This is a genomic window from Pseudarthrobacter adonitolis (genome assembly GCF_055412845.1).
In genome coordinates this window covers 25392-39893 of sequence record NZ_JBVAYW010000012.1, presented here as the reverse complement: position 1 = coordinate 39893, position 14502 = coordinate 25392, and the positions used below count along the sequence as shown (strand labels likewise).

At 62.4% G+C, this 14502-nt stretch carries 13 protein-coding genes; 7 read left to right on the top strand and 6 right to left on the bottom strand.

Features of this window, described 5'->3' with window-relative positions; all coding sequences use genetic code 11:
* Position 1: 1 nt before the first annotated feature.
* From ACZYZ4_RS12930 to ACZYZ4_RS12915, 4 genes are all read right to left on the bottom strand, one after another.
* Positions 2-1171 carry an acyltransferase family protein gene (locus tag ACZYZ4_RS12930; protein ID WP_463861449.1) on the bottom strand — a complete coding sequence of 390 codons (1170 nt, stop codon included), beginning with the start codon at positions 1169-1171 and terminating at the stop codon, positions 2-4.
* Positions 1146-2750 carry an FAD-binding oxidoreductase gene (locus ACZYZ4_RS12925; protein WP_463861447.1) on the bottom strand — a complete coding sequence of 535 codons (1605 nt, stop codon included), beginning with the start codon at positions 2748-2750 and terminating at the stop codon, positions 1146-1148. Before ACZYZ4_RS12925 ends, ACZYZ4_RS12930 begins: the two co-directional genes overlap by 26 nt.
* A complete protein-coding gene (locus ACZYZ4_RS12920; RefSeq protein ID WP_463861445.1) occupies positions 2747-3643 on the bottom strand; it encodes a hypothetical protein in 897 nt (298 codons plus the stop codon). Before ACZYZ4_RS12920 ends, ACZYZ4_RS12925 begins: the two co-directional genes overlap by 4 nt.
* A 67-nt stretch (positions 3644-3710) precedes the next feature.
* Positions 3711-4484, bottom strand: coding sequence for an SDR family NAD(P)-dependent oxidoreductase (locus ACZYZ4_RS12915; RefSeq protein ID WP_463861443.1), 774 nt, complete (start codon positions 4482-4484; stop codon positions 3711-3713).
* A 154-nt stretch (positions 4485-4638) separates the two neighbouring features.
* Here ACZYZ4_RS12915 and ACZYZ4_RS12910 point away from each other — a divergent pair, with 154 nt between their 5' ends.
* Positions 4639-5268 carry a TetR/AcrR family transcriptional regulator gene (locus ACZYZ4_RS12910; protein WP_463861441.1) on the top strand — a complete coding sequence of 210 codons (630 nt, stop codon included), beginning with the start codon at positions 4639-4641 and terminating at the stop codon, positions 5266-5268.
* 1544 nt (positions 5269-6812) lie between these two features.
* Positions 6813-7604, top strand: coding sequence for a ZIP family metal transporter (locus ACZYZ4_RS12905; protein WP_463861548.1), 792 nt, complete (start codon positions 6813-6815; stop codon positions 7602-7604).
* A 97-nt stretch (positions 7605-7701) separates the two neighbouring features.
* Here the strand turns inward: ACZYZ4_RS12905 and ACZYZ4_RS12900 are convergent, their stop codons facing one another.
* Together ACZYZ4_RS12900 and ACZYZ4_RS12895 are read right to left on the bottom strand one after the other, a co-directional pair.
* Positions 7702-7959, bottom strand: coding sequence for a hypothetical protein (locus ACZYZ4_RS12900; RefSeq protein ID WP_463861439.1), 258 nt, complete (start codon positions 7957-7959; stop codon positions 7702-7704).
* A gap of 1416 nt (positions 7960-9375) precedes the next feature.
* The gene (locus ACZYZ4_RS12895; protein WP_463861437.1) at positions 9376-10134 is read right to left on the bottom strand and encodes an IclR family transcriptional regulator; all 759 of its coding nucleotides are present in this window, start codon (positions 10132-10134) and stop codon (positions 9376-9378) included.
* Positions 10135-10303: 169 nt separating this feature from the next.
* Here ACZYZ4_RS12895 and ACZYZ4_RS12890 point away from each other — a divergent pair, with 169 nt between their 5' ends.
* From ACZYZ4_RS12890 to ACZYZ4_RS12870, 5 genes are all read left to right on the top strand, one after another.
* On the top strand, positions 10304-11059 hold the full coding sequence (locus tag ACZYZ4_RS12890; protein WP_463861435.1) for an MIP/aquaporin family protein: 756 nt from the start codon (positions 10304-10306) through the stop codon (positions 11057-11059).
* Positions 11056-12048, top strand: a complete 993-nt coding sequence (gene dhaK, locus ACZYZ4_RS12885; RefSeq protein ID WP_463861433.1) for a dihydroxyacetone kinase subunit DhaK — start codon at positions 11056-11058, stop codon at positions 12046-12048. Before ACZYZ4_RS12890 ends, dhaK begins: the two co-directional genes overlap by 4 nt.
* A gap of 1 nt (position 12049) precedes the next feature.
* Positions 12050-12700: a dihydroxyacetone kinase subunit DhaL gene (gene dhaL / locus ACZYZ4_RS12880; RefSeq protein ID WP_463861431.1), complete on the top strand. Its 651-nt coding sequence runs from the start codon at positions 12050-12052 to the stop codon at positions 12698-12700.
* Complete coding sequence (locus ACZYZ4_RS12875) at positions 12697-13416, top strand: HPr family phosphocarrier protein (protein ID WP_463861429.1); 720 nt, start codon at positions 12697-12699, stop codon at positions 13414-13416. The genes dhaL and ACZYZ4_RS12875 overlap by 4 nt, the downstream gene beginning before the upstream one ends.
* A gap of 67 nt (positions 13417-13483) precedes the next feature.
* Positions 13484-14491: a dihydroxyacetone kinase subunit DhaK gene (locus ACZYZ4_RS12870; protein ID WP_463861427.1), complete on the top strand. Its 1008-nt coding sequence runs from the start codon at positions 13484-13486 to the stop codon at positions 14489-14491.
* Positions 14492-14502: the final 11 nt, after the last annotated feature.

Sequence of the window (14502 nt, the reverse complement as noted above, 5' to 3'; positions counted from 1 at the left end):
TTCAGGCCTCTCGAGAAATTTTGAGTCGTGCGGGGAAAGGATTGCGGGATCGCAGGGCATTGTTGGCCGGTACTTCAACCAGCCGCCACAGCAGGTAGGCGGCGCCAAGGCTGACGGCGAAGGCGGCCAGGACTACACCGGTGGCGGCGAGGGGTTGCAGTGGTTCCGGTCCGACGACGGTTCGTGTGGCGGTCAGGACGATGTCGTGCACCATGTAGAACGCGAAGGACAGCTCTCCCAGGCGCACGGCTGTGCGCGAGGCGAAGATCCGTGGTGGGGCTTTGTCCTGCGCCGCCGCTGTGACGAGCACCAGCACGGGGAGGACGTAGGCAGCGTCCATTTGCCAGGCGATCGGCAGGAACAGGCTGAGGACGTAGCCGATGACGGCGACCAGGGTGGCCGGTCCCAGTGGGATTGAAGGCAGAACCTTTTCGTTGACGGCCCGGGCTGCGAGCATGCCCAGGGCAAATTCCAGGAACCTGACCGGCGGCAGTGCGTACACGGCCCAGATTTGTGGGATGGACGCCCCATACAGCGGTGACTGCAGGTGGCCGGGTCCGAACACTTCTCCTTGAGGAAGGAACCCGGCGACCAAGGGAGCGATCGTGATCAATCCGATCAGTCCGGCTCCGATGGGGAGAAGCCTTCGGCGGGGGATCCGGTTCACGAGGGGCAGGACGAACGGGAAGGCGAGGTAGAAGAACAGCTCGGCCGAAAGTGACCAGCTGGGGTGGTTGATGCTGAAGAAGGCTGTGTCGGCCGGGATCCAGGCATGTACCAGGAAGAGGTTCGCTGCTGCCTCGCCGGCCGTGGCAGCTCCGAGGCCGCCGATGGCGAGGGCGATAAAGAAGGTCACCACGTGGTTGGGGACGATCTTGGCGCCCCTTCGCCAGATGAACCGTCCGGGGGTGTCCCCGGCGCGGGCTGACCACATCAGGACGAAGCCGGAAAGGATGAAGAAGAACGTCACACCGAACCAGCCACCATTTTTGAGGATGAACTGCAGCGGTTCAACCGCGGGTGCGTCGCCGATGAAGAACCGGCTCAGGCTGATGTGGAAGGCAAAAACGAGCAGGGCGGCGTAGAAACGGAGTCCCGTCAGCGCATCGAGTCGACGCCTGGTCGTAGGAAGTGTGCTGGTCGGTTCATGCAAGAGGGATGCTTTGGGCATGGGAGAACACTCCCTTCGGGTCGTAGGTGGCGCGGGCGCGCTTGAGGCGGGGCAGATTGTCCTTGTAATAGAGGTCGAACGAGGTCAGGCCAGAGGTGTTCCAGGTGCTGTCGTCCAGGTCCGTGTCGGCGTAGTTCACGAAGGCGCCGTCGGCCGTGGAGTTCAGGGAAGGGACACCACCGGAGGAGGCAAACATGCCTTTGTAGGTGTTGCGGGTCCAGTCAACGTTTGCCTGGTCATCCGCCGGGTTGTCCCAGATGGAGACGACCTGGAACTTGATGATGGAGTCGCGTTGCGGGACAGCGGTGGCGTTCGAAGCGGTGGAGTTCACCGCCCCGCCGTAGGAGGCGATCATGAGCAGCGCCCCCGGGTTGGTGATCGTGGGGTCATTCAGGCCCCGATATGCGGCGGCGATCGCTTCCGGGGTGTAGTTCTGGCGCAGGTAGGCGGACTTTCCCTTGAACCGGCGTGTTGAGTCAGGTCCGGTGAACCCGGTCCATTGGGTGGCCTGCAGCCACGGCACGAGGCGGCGCTGGGTGACTTTCGCGGCAGGGATCTCGGCGGAGATGGCCGAGAGGTACCGGTCCAGGACTCCTTCGGCATCGGGTGTTCCGGCGTCGACGATGGTGTCCATGGTGATGGAGCCGTTGGAGCGATGCCAGGTTTTCAGTTGGGCGAAGAGGCTCACCTCCGGTGTCCCGGGCGTTGAGTGGGCTTCGTGCCACTGTCCGTGGTTGTTCAGCAGGCGGGTGAACGAGGCTTCATCGATGCTGGCCCAGTCCCATGAGACTGTGCTGAGCCAAACATGCCGGGGTGGTGCGGGAAGGGCTTTTTCGGGGCGGTCTCCCGTCGCGCCGGGGGAGCGAAGCCAGTAGCGCGTGGCGATGCCGAAGTTTCCTCCTCCGCCTCCGGTGTAGGCCCACCACAGCTCGTGGTGCTGGTCCCGGGGATCCCGGGTGCCCCGGCTGACGGTGACGGATCCGTCCTTGCGGACGTGGACCGCTTCGACAGCGACCAGGTGATCCACGACGAGACCGTCGCGGCGGTTCATGGATCCGTAGCCGCCGCCAGCGATGTGGCCGCCGGCCGCGACTGTGGGGCAGTTCCCCGCGGGGACGTAGACGCCCCACTGCTTGTAGAGCAGCTGGTAGACCAGGCCCAACTGGGCTCCGGCACCTACCTCAAAGGCGTTCATCGAAGGATCCCACCGGACCTGGTCCATCGCTGTGAGATCGATAATGGATTTCACGTCAGCGTTGGAAACGAAGTCTTCGTAGCAATGCCCTCCGCTGCGGGCCGAGGGGTGCAGCCCCAACCGGAGGGCTGCGCGAAGCTCCTCTGCCACTTCGGCGGCGGTCCGCGGGAAGGCGATGCGCTGGGCATTGCCCCTCCACCTCAGGTTTGTCCCCTGCTGCAGATCCTCGAACTGCTCCGAGGCCGAGGTGATCACCCGGTAGGGCGAGGTACTGGCTTCCGCCTCAGCAGGCAGGGCGCGGGAGGGAACGCCACTCAGTGCCATGGCACCCATCAGGGCACCCCCGGCACTGAACATGGTGCGGCGGGACGCGACGAGACTCAAACGAACGCTCCGATCGCGATGGCAGTCCGCCGTGCGGCGGCGTCCTTTTCATACGGGAGGGCGCCGTCGGGCATATTGATGATTTCGAGCTGCAGACCGAAAGGAGAATCGAGATAGACCCACCGGTCCCCGGCGATGGGCCCGGCAGTGATGGTTTCAGGCTCCCCGCGGGAAGAGTATCCCCTGACGTTCCTCAAGGACTCAATGGACGCGTCCACGTCGTCTGCGTGGAAGGCGACATGGTGGCCGCCCAGGTCACTGTTCGCCGGGCGCAGCGCCGGCGAGTGGCCGTGGAGGACCGCCAAGGGCAAGCCCTGGTCGCCGGAGAGAACGACCCCGGTAGCCCCGAACGCGGTCAGTGGTTCTGCCTCGCTGAAGCCCAGCGTTGAGGTGAGCTCGCGCTGAGCGGCGGAAAAGTCGTGCCGGTTCAACGCCACCGCCCCGATGAGCCGATGTTCCGCGGCGTGGTGTACGGCCAGGTGGATGCCGGAGGGCAACATCACTTCGAAGTTGCGGGCGGGCTGATCGAGGGGACGCACGATGGCGTTCTCGTTGTACAGCCTGGAAATGATGCGTTCAGGCGTCGGGGTCTGGAGAATGAGGAAAAAGCTGCCTGCCGCTCCCGGGGGAGTGTCCCAGGAGCGGCGCTCGGCGCCGGCGTACTCGAAAAGTTCGAGGTTGGTGCCGAGAACATTCATGGCAGCGACCCTCAACGTGCAAGTACCGCGGGCCCCCAGCTTCGCTGCCATCCATCCAGGCTCCCGATCGGTGATCGGTCCTTCCAGATAGCAGAGCTCGCCGCCGAGGGCGTTCGTTAGATCGTGGATGGCCTGATCAAGCGATCCGATGGTGAGACCGAAATGGTCAATGCCGCGGATTCGGGCACGGTTCATGATTCCCCCTGGATGTGATGCGATGCGTTCAGGCACTTTTGGTGCCCTGGGTTGGGTTGGTGCAGGTCTAGATGTTGGTTCCGCCGGTGGCGTCGATCTTCTGTCCGGTAACCCACCGGGCTTCATCGGATGCGAGGAACGCCACGATGCTGGCGATGTCATCTGGCTGCCCGACCCGGCCAAGGGCGCTGCTGGAGGCGACACCGGCCTGTGCTTCCTCATTGCCGCGAAGCCATCCGGCGTTGATGTCGGTGTCCACAACTCCAGGGGCCACGGAGTTAACGGTGATCTCCCGGGGGCCAAGGTGTTTGGCCAGAGTCAAGGTGAAGGCCTCGATGGCGCCCTTGGTCAGGGCGTAGCCAATGATCTCCGGGAACGCGATCCGGGTGACACCTGAGGAGATGTTTACGATGCGTCCTCCGTCCGGGATGCGCGAGAGGCCTTCCTTGACGATGAAGTATGGGGCGTTGACGTTGATGGCCTGCTGGGTAAGGAAGTCCTCGCGGCTGAAGTCTTCGATGGGTCCACGGAGAGTCACGCCGGCATTGTTGACCAGAACGTGGATGGGCTGGCCAAGGACACCCGCGCCTGCTGCGGCTTTGTCGAAGGAGGCCCAGAAGTCCTCGGCCGCGGTATCCGCAGCGAGGTCAGCCCGGAACGGGAAAGCCTTCCCGCCCGCGGCCTCGATGGAGGCCACTACCGAGGCTGCGGCGTCCTGGTCCCGTCCGTAGTGAACCGCGACGGTCCACCCCGCGGCGGCTAGTCGTGTGGAGATTGCTGCGCCGATCCCGCGGCTGGCTCCGGTAACAACGGCAATGTGATCTTTGTATGTTTCGGTCATGAGTGAGATACTTCCATACGGATAGCGATCACTACAAGAAAGATTTCAGAATCTTTCATGTGGGGGTAACCACAGAGAGCACGGGCTCTCGCACATGAGACTGGAATATACTTCCGGCGTTGGGGGCTCTACGAGAGTTATCAACGAAAGGACGATGGTGTCGGGAAAAGCAGGACAGGGACGAAAATTCAACATCGAAGAGGCTCTGGAATCGGCGACGCTGGTCTTCTGGGACAGCGGCTACGAGGGTGCTTCCCTCGCAGAGCTCACCAAGGCGATGGGGATCAATCCGCCGAGCCTCTACAAGGCTTTCGGATCAAAAGAGGATCTCTTCTTTTCCGTTGTTGACCACTACAACGCCACCCATGGCAGCTTCATGTCCGTCGCCTTCAACGAAGAAGACTCCGGGCTTGAACTCATGCGGCGGCTCCTCATCGAGGCCGCTGACCACTACCCCTCATCAACGTTCCCGGGAGGGTGTCTAGTGATCAGCTCGGCCGTCGCAGTAACGGCCGCGAACCGCCACGTAGCAGAACGACTGTCCAAAATGCGAAACGACAACATCCTCGCCATGGCCGAAGCGCTGACCCGTGATCGCGACACCGGCATCATTGCCCAGGACACGGACACTCACGCAATGGCATCTTTCGTCGGCGCAACGCTGCAGGGAATGAGCCAGCAAGCCCGCGACGGTGCCCCCAAAGAAGACCTACTGCACATCGCCAACTACGCCATCACGGCAATCGGCGCCCACGGCACAGGCCAAACCCTTCAGCACATATAGCACCTGGACGGTTCTACCCCGCCAGGCCGGCACAAATGAGCCTGACAGGCTTCCGCAAGCTAACAATCGGCCGCCACTTGGGCGCCAGATAGATATAGCGCAAGACGTCGCTTTACATCAGTTTAAGCGACGTTTGAGTAGCCTGCTCAGAGACCCTCCACCTGTGACAGAGCACCATTGGAGAACTAATGTTGGAGACTTGCTTGTAGCTCGAATGGGTCGAGTTAATTTCGGCGCGAAAGGCAGCGATTAGTGCACTCACTAGGATCGAAATCAGCCCTCAGCTGTTGGCGCGGCAGGTTGCGTGGTTCACTCCGGAGCGCCAGCCGTTCATAGTCCCGAAGGACGCCGCGGACAACTTTGGGGTAAATCCGTTGCTTGGCAAGCTCCCTGCAGAACTCAGGGATACCTTCGAAATTTACAGCGTTCCCCAGGGTCTGGCCTGTGTCCTTCTCAGCGAAGAGGAGTTCGATCCCTTGGGGCGCTCCGTCCGGTCTGATTTGATTCGTCGGCAGGTTAGCTTGCACGTGCACTCACGCCTGCCGTTCGAAGCTCTCCGTCTGGTGTTCGGGAAAAGGTTGCCAGGCAGGGTGACGGGCATCGTTTCGTGTGGTGGCCGTCCTTGTTGAAGGGACACGAGGAGCAAGTCGTTGGCGACTACCTTCGTCACGGCCGGCGTCCCAGTAGGCATTCTGAGATCCCTGAGAGGCTCTCGGAAGCGGCCCACACAATATTGCCGGGAGCCAGAGCCCTGGTCGGAACATTCCCACACTCCAGCGGACCGAATTGTTTTGGAACAGTAATGGCAGCCGCCGGAGTAGCAGGCGCGGCCGATACCTGGATGCTCCAGGAACCCTTTGAGGATTGGTTGTCCACTGTGGCTGTTCCAGGCGGAACAGACAAGGAGCCTGGTACCGTCCTCGTCTGGCGTTCGGCGCATGGAACAGTGCAGCATGCCGCGGTCACGATCGGTGGCGGCTACGCCATACACAAACCCTCGCAAGGGTGGATGAGCCCGAGGAAGGTCCTCACGGTCCGGGAAGTCATTGCCAGTGCGCGTCAGCCCGGCCGCCGGCTACGGCGCTACACATTGTCCGTTGAGTGAGTCGTCTGCAACTATAAGCCTGCTTACGTTACGTAACGTCGATTATCGGCGTTTAAAATCACCGGAATCCCGGGGAGAAGTGCCGATCGGCGACACCCCTGCCGGCGTCGGTTTTGCCGCGCATCCCGGGCCGGGGCGACAGGTGGACCAGCCCGTAAGGGTTTGGTCCGAAGCGTGGCTCGTCATCGGGCGGCTTCGGCGCCGCGGTCGTCAAGAAAAACGGTGGAACCGGCCAGCTACACCGGCAATATCGGCCTGACAGCGTGAACGTCGGCCGTGTACCCGGCGCTGGCACCGCACCCAAGACACATCCGCTGACCCGCTGAGGCTGTGCCGAGGCGCGGTGTGGTGCGTCGTGAGGCGCCAACTACACGAGAAAGTCCTATCCGCAGGTTGTTTGTTGTTGTCTTCGATTCCGGCAGCCATCCATAATGTGGATGTGGGCATGTCGCTGCTCTTCGGTGTCGTGACTTCCAGCGCCTTGTTGCTGGGGGCCTTCGTGGGTGTGCGTTTCGAGTTGCCTAAGCGCGTTCTGGCTATGATTTTGTCCTTCGCGGCGGGTGCCCTGATTACCGCCCTGACTTTCGAGTTATTCCAGGATGCCTTCGAGCGCGGCGGGATTTGGCTCGCAGCGACCGGTTTTTTCATCGGTGCCGTGGTGTTCACGGTCTTGAGCGCGCTACTCGACCGCTGGGCACAAGCCGGTTCGCGCCCGGTTCCCGCGGATGAATACCGGGGCAGTCCCAAGCTGGACACTGACGCCGCCGCCACGGGGCGGGCGCCGTCGGCGGCCTCCACCCGGGGTGCGGCGGGTCTGGCTCTGCTGGCAGCCGCCACGCTTGATGGAGTGCCGGAGAATCTCGCGCTCGGTGTCGCGCTGGGCGAGGGTACCGGCGGTTTGGCGCTGCTCGCCGCGATCTTCGTCTCCAACCTGCCCGAGGCCTTGGTCGGAGCGGCCTCAATGCGCAGCCAAGGCATGTCCACGTCCGCCATCATCGGGCTCTGGGGTCTGTGCTCGGTGGTGCTGGTCATCGCCGTAGTGGTCGGTGCCGGCCCGCTCTCCGGCAGCAGCCCGGAGACTATCTCGTTGCCGCTGGCCTTCGCGGCCGGTGCGGTGATCGCCGCTCTGGCTGACACTCTGATGCCGGAGGCGTTCGAGCATGGTGGACCGGCAGTGGCCTTGAGCACGGCGGCTGGTTTCGTGCTCTCATTTGTGTTGTCCCTGGCGTAAGGAGCCAGGACGTTTCGTGTGGCACGGGACGGCGGGGAAAGGACTGCCGACGCGACTCGCCGAGCATTGCCTGTCCATGATGCGTTTGGTTCACCGTTCAGACGATATCGGGCGCGCTTGCAAGGATGTAGTCGGCTGCTGCCGGCCCTTTCATCACCAAATGGTTGTGCGCAGGTTGAATACGATGGGCTTTCAGCGCCTCCCAAAGGGCCTCGGGCGCTTGCGGGTCTTGCTTGTTCAGCAGACACCAGCTGGTGTAAACGCCGTAGAGCTCGTCATGGCTAAGGCCTGACTCAGAGTCCCGTTCTTCACTGACGGCCTGGACGAGGAACCTCTCAAAATGGGAATGGCTCATGGCAGCTTTTCCTTCCTCAATACACGTTCAGATGCGCGCGCCTTGGGTCCGCCCCATCTCCTCTTGGAAATCTTACTCATAGCCCAAGGGATGCATACCGCTGCAGCCGCCGTGCGAGTTGTGCGTTAGCCGCCCTCCTCGAAGAACAGTCACAGGACCGTGCCGAGGGAATTATTCGCGGATCCGCGGCAGAGGGCCCGGCCCGTGCCGGATGTCCTCGAAATAACGGGCGTTGACGCCTACGCCGAAACTTCGAGGACGTTCCCCGGACCCTACGGTTGCGGCGGCGGCGGAGGTCACAGCCACCTAGGTAAGATCGAGGTTAAGGTGAAGCCTTGGGGGCGAGTCGCGCCTCAAGGACAGCGTGTACACGCCATTCCAAGGACTTCAGAACTTGGCGCTGGTTGCCTTAGGCAACCAGCCTTACATAATCTCCACTATCAGCGCGAAATAGGCGGGATCAAGACGACGGATTGGCAGTCACGAAAGTGAAAGAGTTTTCTTTCATTTAGGTCATCCCTGATCCAAATAATGAGGCCATCCTTAGTCCTCTGCTCCACTGTTCCGACAAGGCCCCGATTCCCCGACGTTCGCAGTGCCACGACGTCCCCGGGGTCGAGGCGTGCCCAAATCAGCAGCGGATGTTTTCCGGCGTCATCGCATCGCTGTTCTGCTTTGGGGTCATCTTCTTGCGTTGCCGTGACGCGGCCTCCAATCGCTACCGGCATCAGGACTTCTTCACAACAAATCGATTTCCCGGGTTTGGCCGTAAGCGACTTCGGGGCTGAGGGCGATCGTAAATGTTGTGTAGTCGACCCTGGTGACGAGAATGCCGTAACCAGTTGCTTTCTCACGGAGCAGCGAAGTGGCCCGCTCTAGATGTCGGTCTCGTGAAGCCGGGTCCTCGACCCTGACAGTGATTGTTGAGGTGGCGGTGGACATTTTCGCTCTTTCTTTAGGTCGGGGTGGTTCTCCACACCACTTTTGGCGCAGTTGGGGCAGAGAAACACTGCTGGCTCTTCGACGCTCATTATCGATTTGGGATGTCCAAGGTAATCGTGGACATCCTGGCTTCGAGGGCATCTTTTCCGCCCCGAAAAGTTGCCTCAGGCAACCAGCTTTACATAAGGTCCATTATCGGCGCTTTAAGCACGGCAGTAGCAGTGAGTGCTCGTCACTTCGCCGAATCCCGTTGTCTGTGTGAATTCGTCGGCGTAGATCGAGAGCAGGCGCTGACAGCACGTCTCGGAGCTGGATGATGTCCGTGGGGCTGTCATGGGGCCCAGTGGACAGCCGCACCCTCGGTCCTAACTGGGCCTTGGAGCAGACGCTGGGGCGGGTTGCGCCCTACCTGTATCCTAGCGCGTTGCTGCAGATGAGAAGCTCAGGGCTCCCCCGGACAGGTTGGCGTATGGTCTAGCGGCCAACTTGCGAGGACCAGACCGATGCCCCGAGTTCCTTTGAAATTGTCCACGCGGCGTCGCGGAGTTCGCGGACTGTGGCTTCGCTTGCCGGCCACTCGTTGGCGGGGATTACTACCGACAACACGGCAATGACGTTCCCGCTGTCACCGTAGACGGGGGCCGCGACGGACGCCTCGCCGATCACTGCTTCCTCGTACTCCAGCCCGAGCGCATTTTTCCGCACTTCCTCAAGCTGCGAACGCAGGACTGCAGGGTCGGTGATCGTATCGCCGGTGAATTCGGCCAGCGGCTTGCTGAGCACGTCATGTTCGAGCTCAGGGTTGTAGGCGAGCAGCACTTTCCCGAGGGCAGAGGCGTGGGCGGGCAGGTTGAGGCCTGTTTCCGGCATTTGCTCGGTGCCGTCGGGGCGGCGGTCGTGGTGAATGATCAACACCTCATCGAGAAGGTTCACACCTAACCGGCTCGCGTAGCCGGTCGTCCGCGACAACTCATGCATCCACCGCATGGCGCGGGAGCGGACATCCAACGTGTCGAGATAGACGCTGGAAAGTTTCAGCAGCGCCGGACCAAGTGCGTAACGGTTTCCTGAGCTCTCCTGGGCGACAAGACCGTGCGCCTGAAGGGACTTCACGAGTCCATGGACAGTGGAAGGCGGAAGCTCCAGCGCGGCGGCCAGTTCGGAGATTCCAAGGCGTCTGGCGCCTTGGAGGAGCCCGAGGATCTTCGCCGCGCGGTCAATTGACTGGATCACAGCCCCACTCTCCCATCATCGGTTGGCTTCTCCGTTCGACATGTCAATTTAGCCCCTTGACAACCAGGGAACCTAAACGGCATGATTCGATAATATCGAATCCGAGTCGACAATGTCGAATCCGACTCTTCGTCTAATTTCATCCACCGTTCAAAGGAGAACTTTCGTCATGGACGAAAACCGCATGTGGCAGCGCCTCGCTGCAGAGTTCCTGGGGACCGCGTTCCTCGTATTCGTCGGAGTAGGATCCGTCCCCGCCCTCGCCATCGCCCGCGGCGACCAGCCGTTCACCGGTTCGGAGCTGGGCTTCATCTCCCTGTCGTTTGGTGCAGTCGTCATTGGCACCGTCTACGTCTTTGGCTACATCTCGGGAAACCACATCAACCCCGCAGTGACCGTGGCGCTTGCGGCCACAGGGAAGTTCCCGTGGCGCGACGTGCCGGGATACCTCGGAGCCCAGGTGCTGGGCGCCGTAGCCGGCTCCTTCGCGATCATCGCAGTGCTCGGCCAGAAGGCCAGTGAGCTGGGCCTCGGAGTGGCCGCATACGGTGACATCCCCATCTGGCAGGCATTCACTGCTGAGTTCATCGGCACTTTCATCCTGGTCTTCACGGTGTTCGGCGTGATCCACCGCAAGGCCGCACCGGGCTTTGCCGGCATCGTCATCGGCTTCATCGTCTTCGCCGCAATCATCCCGGTCGCTCCTGTCACCGGTGCCTCAATCAACCCCGCCAGGACGACCGGGCCGATGCTCGTACAGTCCCTGATGGGCGGAACCGTCCACTGGGAACAGTGGCCCGTGTACGTTATCGCCGAACTTGCCGCGGGCGTCGCCGCCGCATTGTTGTTCGGGCTCATCTCACGCACCCAGGCTGACCGCACCTCGCTCACCGAAGCGCTGACGGAACAGGAGTCCCGGGCATGAACAAGCTGATCAACTCCCCGCAGACGCTGCTGGCGGACGCACTGCGCGGTGTCGCCGCAGCCCACCGTGAATTGTCCGTGGACTTCGAAAACCGCATCGTCTTCAGCACCGCACCACGGGAGGGACGCGTCGCACTGGTCTCCGGAGGCGGCTCGGGCCACGAACCGCTGCACAGCGGGTTCGTCGGCGCCGGAATGCTGGACGCAGCCTGCGCCGGTGAAATCTTCACCTCACCTACTCCGGACCAGATCCTCGCCGCAGCGACCCGGGTGGACACCGGCTCCGGTGTGCTCTTCGTGGTCAAAAACTACACCGGCGACCTGCTCAACTTTGAAATGGCAGCAGAACTCGCCCAGGAGCAGGGAATCGAAATTGCCACAGTCATCGTCGCCGACGACGTCGCTGTGGAGGACTCCACCTGGACAGCAGGCCGACGCGGTGTCGGCACCACGCTGATCCTGGAAAAAGTTGCAGGCGCAGCAGCTGCCCGCGGCTGGTCCCTTGAAAAGGTACACGGGCTCGCCGAACGAACCGCACACACGGGACGGTCAATGGGGGCAGCGCTCACCAGCTGCACCGTTCCAGCCGTAGGCAAACCCAGCTTCGACCTCCCCGAGGGCGAAATGGAACTCGGCGTCGGTATCCACGGCGAACCCGGACGCAAACGTGTCCCGGTGATGTCGGCCGCGGAACTTTCGCACGCGTTGGTCGAGTCGATCACCACCGACTATGACTTCGGCGGCAAACCGGTCATCGCCCTGCTGACCGGTCTCGGAGGAACCCCCCTGATCGAGCTCTACGCAATGTTCGCCGAGGTCTCCGACCGACTCAACGAGCGCAACATCACGGTAGCCCGCTCGTTGGTCGGAAATTACGTCACCAGCCTCGACATGGCCGGCTGCTCCCTGACCCTGGTCGCGTCAGACGACGAAATTCTCGATCTATGGGACGCACCGGTGAACACCCCCGCGCTCCGCTGGAAGGATTGACATGTCAGAAACACTCACGATGGACGCGATCCAGCAGTGGCTGCACCGCTTCGCGTCGGAGATCACCACACAGGCGGACTGGTTGACCGAGCTGGACTCGGCAATCGGAGATGCCGACCACGGGACAAACATGGTCCGCGGCACAGCCGCAGTGGTCGCCAAGCTCAACGGCGGGGCGACAGGAACCGTACAGGAGTTGCTAAAGGCCGTCGGAATGACCCTGGTTTCGAGCGTAGGTGGAGCCAGCGGATCACTGTATGGCACCTTCTTCCTTGAAATGGGCCGAAACAGCCCCTCGGGCGAGCAACTGAACGCATCCGAACTGGAGAAAGCACTGCGTGCCGGTGTGGACGGGGTCGTCGCCCGCGGTCACGCGGCAGTTGGCGACAAGACAATGATTGATGCCCTCGAACCGGCCGTCACGGCACTCTCCCAGTCCCTGGTTGACGGTCTGCGACTGCATGATTCGATTGCTGCCGCCGCCACAGCGGCGACGACCGGCCGGGACTCCACCGAACCACTCGTTGCACGCAAGGGCCGGGCGTCCTATCTCGGTGAACGCAGCGCCGGCCACATCGATCCAGGAGCCGCCTCCTCGGCGATCCTCGTGGCTGCCCTGGCTGCCACCGTCGGGGAAGGGACCGCACGATGATCGGCATCGTCCTCGTCTCACACAGTGAAGCGCTGGCAAACGCGGCGATGGACCTCGCACTGCAAATGGTTCACGGCGCTCGGCCGCCCATCCGTATCGCCGCCGGTGCTGCCGGTGGATTCGGTACCGATGCAACTGCAATCGCGTCCGCAATCGATGACCTCGCCACAACGGACGGCGTGCTCGTGATCACCGACCTGGGATCAGCGATCCTCAGCTCATCGCTGGCCTTGGAGATCCGCAGCAGCACCCACCAGGTCGTGATCAGCGACGGCCCCTTCGTCGAAGCAACGACAGCTGCCGTGGTCGCCGCCGCCGCCGGCGGTTCGCTGGCCGACATTGCCGCTGAAGCGAGCAACGCCCTCAGCGCAAAGAAGACACAGAACGCCACCGGTCAGGACGCTTCATCCGCCGAAGACACCGACCCGGGAAGCCCCGTCGTCAGCGCTGAGGAATGCCTGATCAATCCGATGGGCCTCCACACCCGCCCGGCATCGCTGGTCGTGCAGATGGCCGGAGAGTTCAGTGCCGACATCGAGCTGACAAACACCTCCTCCGGACGGGGGCCGGTGAACGCATCCAGTGTGATCGGGCTGCTGTCCCTCGGCGCAAGCAAGAACGACCGGATCCGGATCGATGCCAGCGGCCCCGATGCCAGCCAGGCCGTGAACGCAGTGAAGGAACTCGTCCTCCAAGGATTCGGCGAACTTTCCTAGCCTCCTTCCTGACCCGCTTTTCATCCCTCTTTCCACTGTCCCTAATTAACAGAACCGGAGTACTTCCATGCCCACAGCCGTGCGCCGACACATCATCAACAACCCCCACCGCGTCATCGACGAAGCCCTGGACGGATTCGCCCTGACGTATCCGGATCTGGTGACGTTCAACAACGAACACAACCTGATCTCCCGCAAGATCCTGACACCCGGCAAGGTCGGACTTGTCTCAGGCGGAGGCTCCGGCCACGAGCCACTGCACGCCGGATTCGTCGGAAGCGGCATGCTCGACGTCGCCGTCTGCGGCGCCGTGTTCGCCAGCCCCACCGCAGACCAGGTGCACGCAGGCACCAAACTCGCCAACACCGGTGCAGGTGTCGTGCAGATCGTAAAGAACTACACCGGCGATGTACTCAACTTCCAGATCGCCGCTTCACTGGCCGATGACGACGGCGTCCCTGTAGAGCAGGTCCTGGTTGACGACGACCTCGCCTCCGATAACGGCAGCGACGGTCCCGGACGCCGCGGCACTGCCGCCGTCGTCACCGTCGAAAAGGTATGCGGCGCCCTCGCAGAGCGGGGTGCCGACGTATCCACCATCGTCACACGCGGCCGCGACGTCGTAGCCCGTTCACGCAGCCTGGCGATCGCCCTGGACGCAGGCGCACATCCCGGAGAGTCCACTGCAGCGTTTGAGCTCGAACCGCATGAGGTCGAATTCGGGGTGGGCATCCACGGCGAACGTGGCATCGGACGCATCGCCTACGCTCCTGCCGATGACCTGGTCGAGCAGCTCGTCACCCCTTTGGTGAACAGTCTGCAGGTCAAGCGCGGCCAGTCGGTGATTGCCATCGTGAACGGCCTCGGCGGGGCCTACCCGCTCGAGCTGTCCATTGCTGCCCGCCACGTACACAACCTGCTCAACGGTCGCGGCATCAGCGTCGCACGTTCCCTGGCCGGCACCTATGTGTCTTCCCTGAACATGCACGGCCTCTCCGTCACCCTGACCGTTGCCGACGACGAACTGGTCAGCCTGTGGGATGACGCAGTCCGCACAGCGGCCCTCACTTGGTAACAAACACAACG

What these genes read in the sequence shown, in the direction of transcription:
- ACZYZ4_RS12930 (WP_463861449.1), bottom strand. Translation starts at nt 1,171, where the DNA reads ATGCCCAAAGCATCCCTCTTGCATGAACCGACCAGCACACTTCCTACG.
- ACZYZ4_RS12920 (WP_463861445.1), bottom strand. Translation starts at nt 3,643, where the DNA reads ATGAACCGTGCCCGAATCCGCGGCATTGACCATTTCGGTCTCACCATC.
- ACZYZ4_RS12915 (WP_463861443.1), bottom strand. Translation starts at nt 4,484, where the DNA reads ATGACCGAAACATACAAAGATCACATTGCCGTTGTTACCGGAGCCAGC.
- ACZYZ4_RS12910 (WP_463861441.1), top strand. Translation starts at nt 4,639, where the DNA reads ATGGTGTCGGGAAAAGCAGGACAGGGACGAAAATTCAACATCGAAGAG.
- ACZYZ4_RS12900 (WP_463861439.1), bottom strand. Translation starts at nt 7,959, where the DNA reads ATGAGCCATTCCCATTTTGAGAGGTTCCTCGTCCAGGCCGTCAGTGAA.
- ACZYZ4_RS12890 (WP_463861435.1), top strand. Translation starts at nt 10,304, where the DNA reads ATGGACGAAAACCGCATGTGGCAGCGCCTCGCTGCAGAGTTCCTGGGG.
- dhaK (WP_463861433.1), top strand. Translation starts at nt 11,056, where the DNA reads ATGAACAAGCTGATCAACTCCCCGCAGACGCTGCTGGCGGACGCACTG.
- dhaL (WP_463861431.1), top strand. Translation starts at nt 12,050, where the DNA reads ATGTCAGAAACACTCACGATGGACGCGATCCAGCAGTGGCTGCACCGC.
- ACZYZ4_RS12875 (WP_463861429.1), top strand. Translation starts at nt 12,697, where the DNA reads ATGATCGGCATCGTCCTCGTCTCACACAGTGAAGCGCTGGCAAACGCG.
- ACZYZ4_RS12870 (WP_463861427.1), top strand. Translation starts at nt 13,484, where the DNA reads ATGCCCACAGCCGTGCGCCGACACATCATCAACAACCCCCACCGCGTC.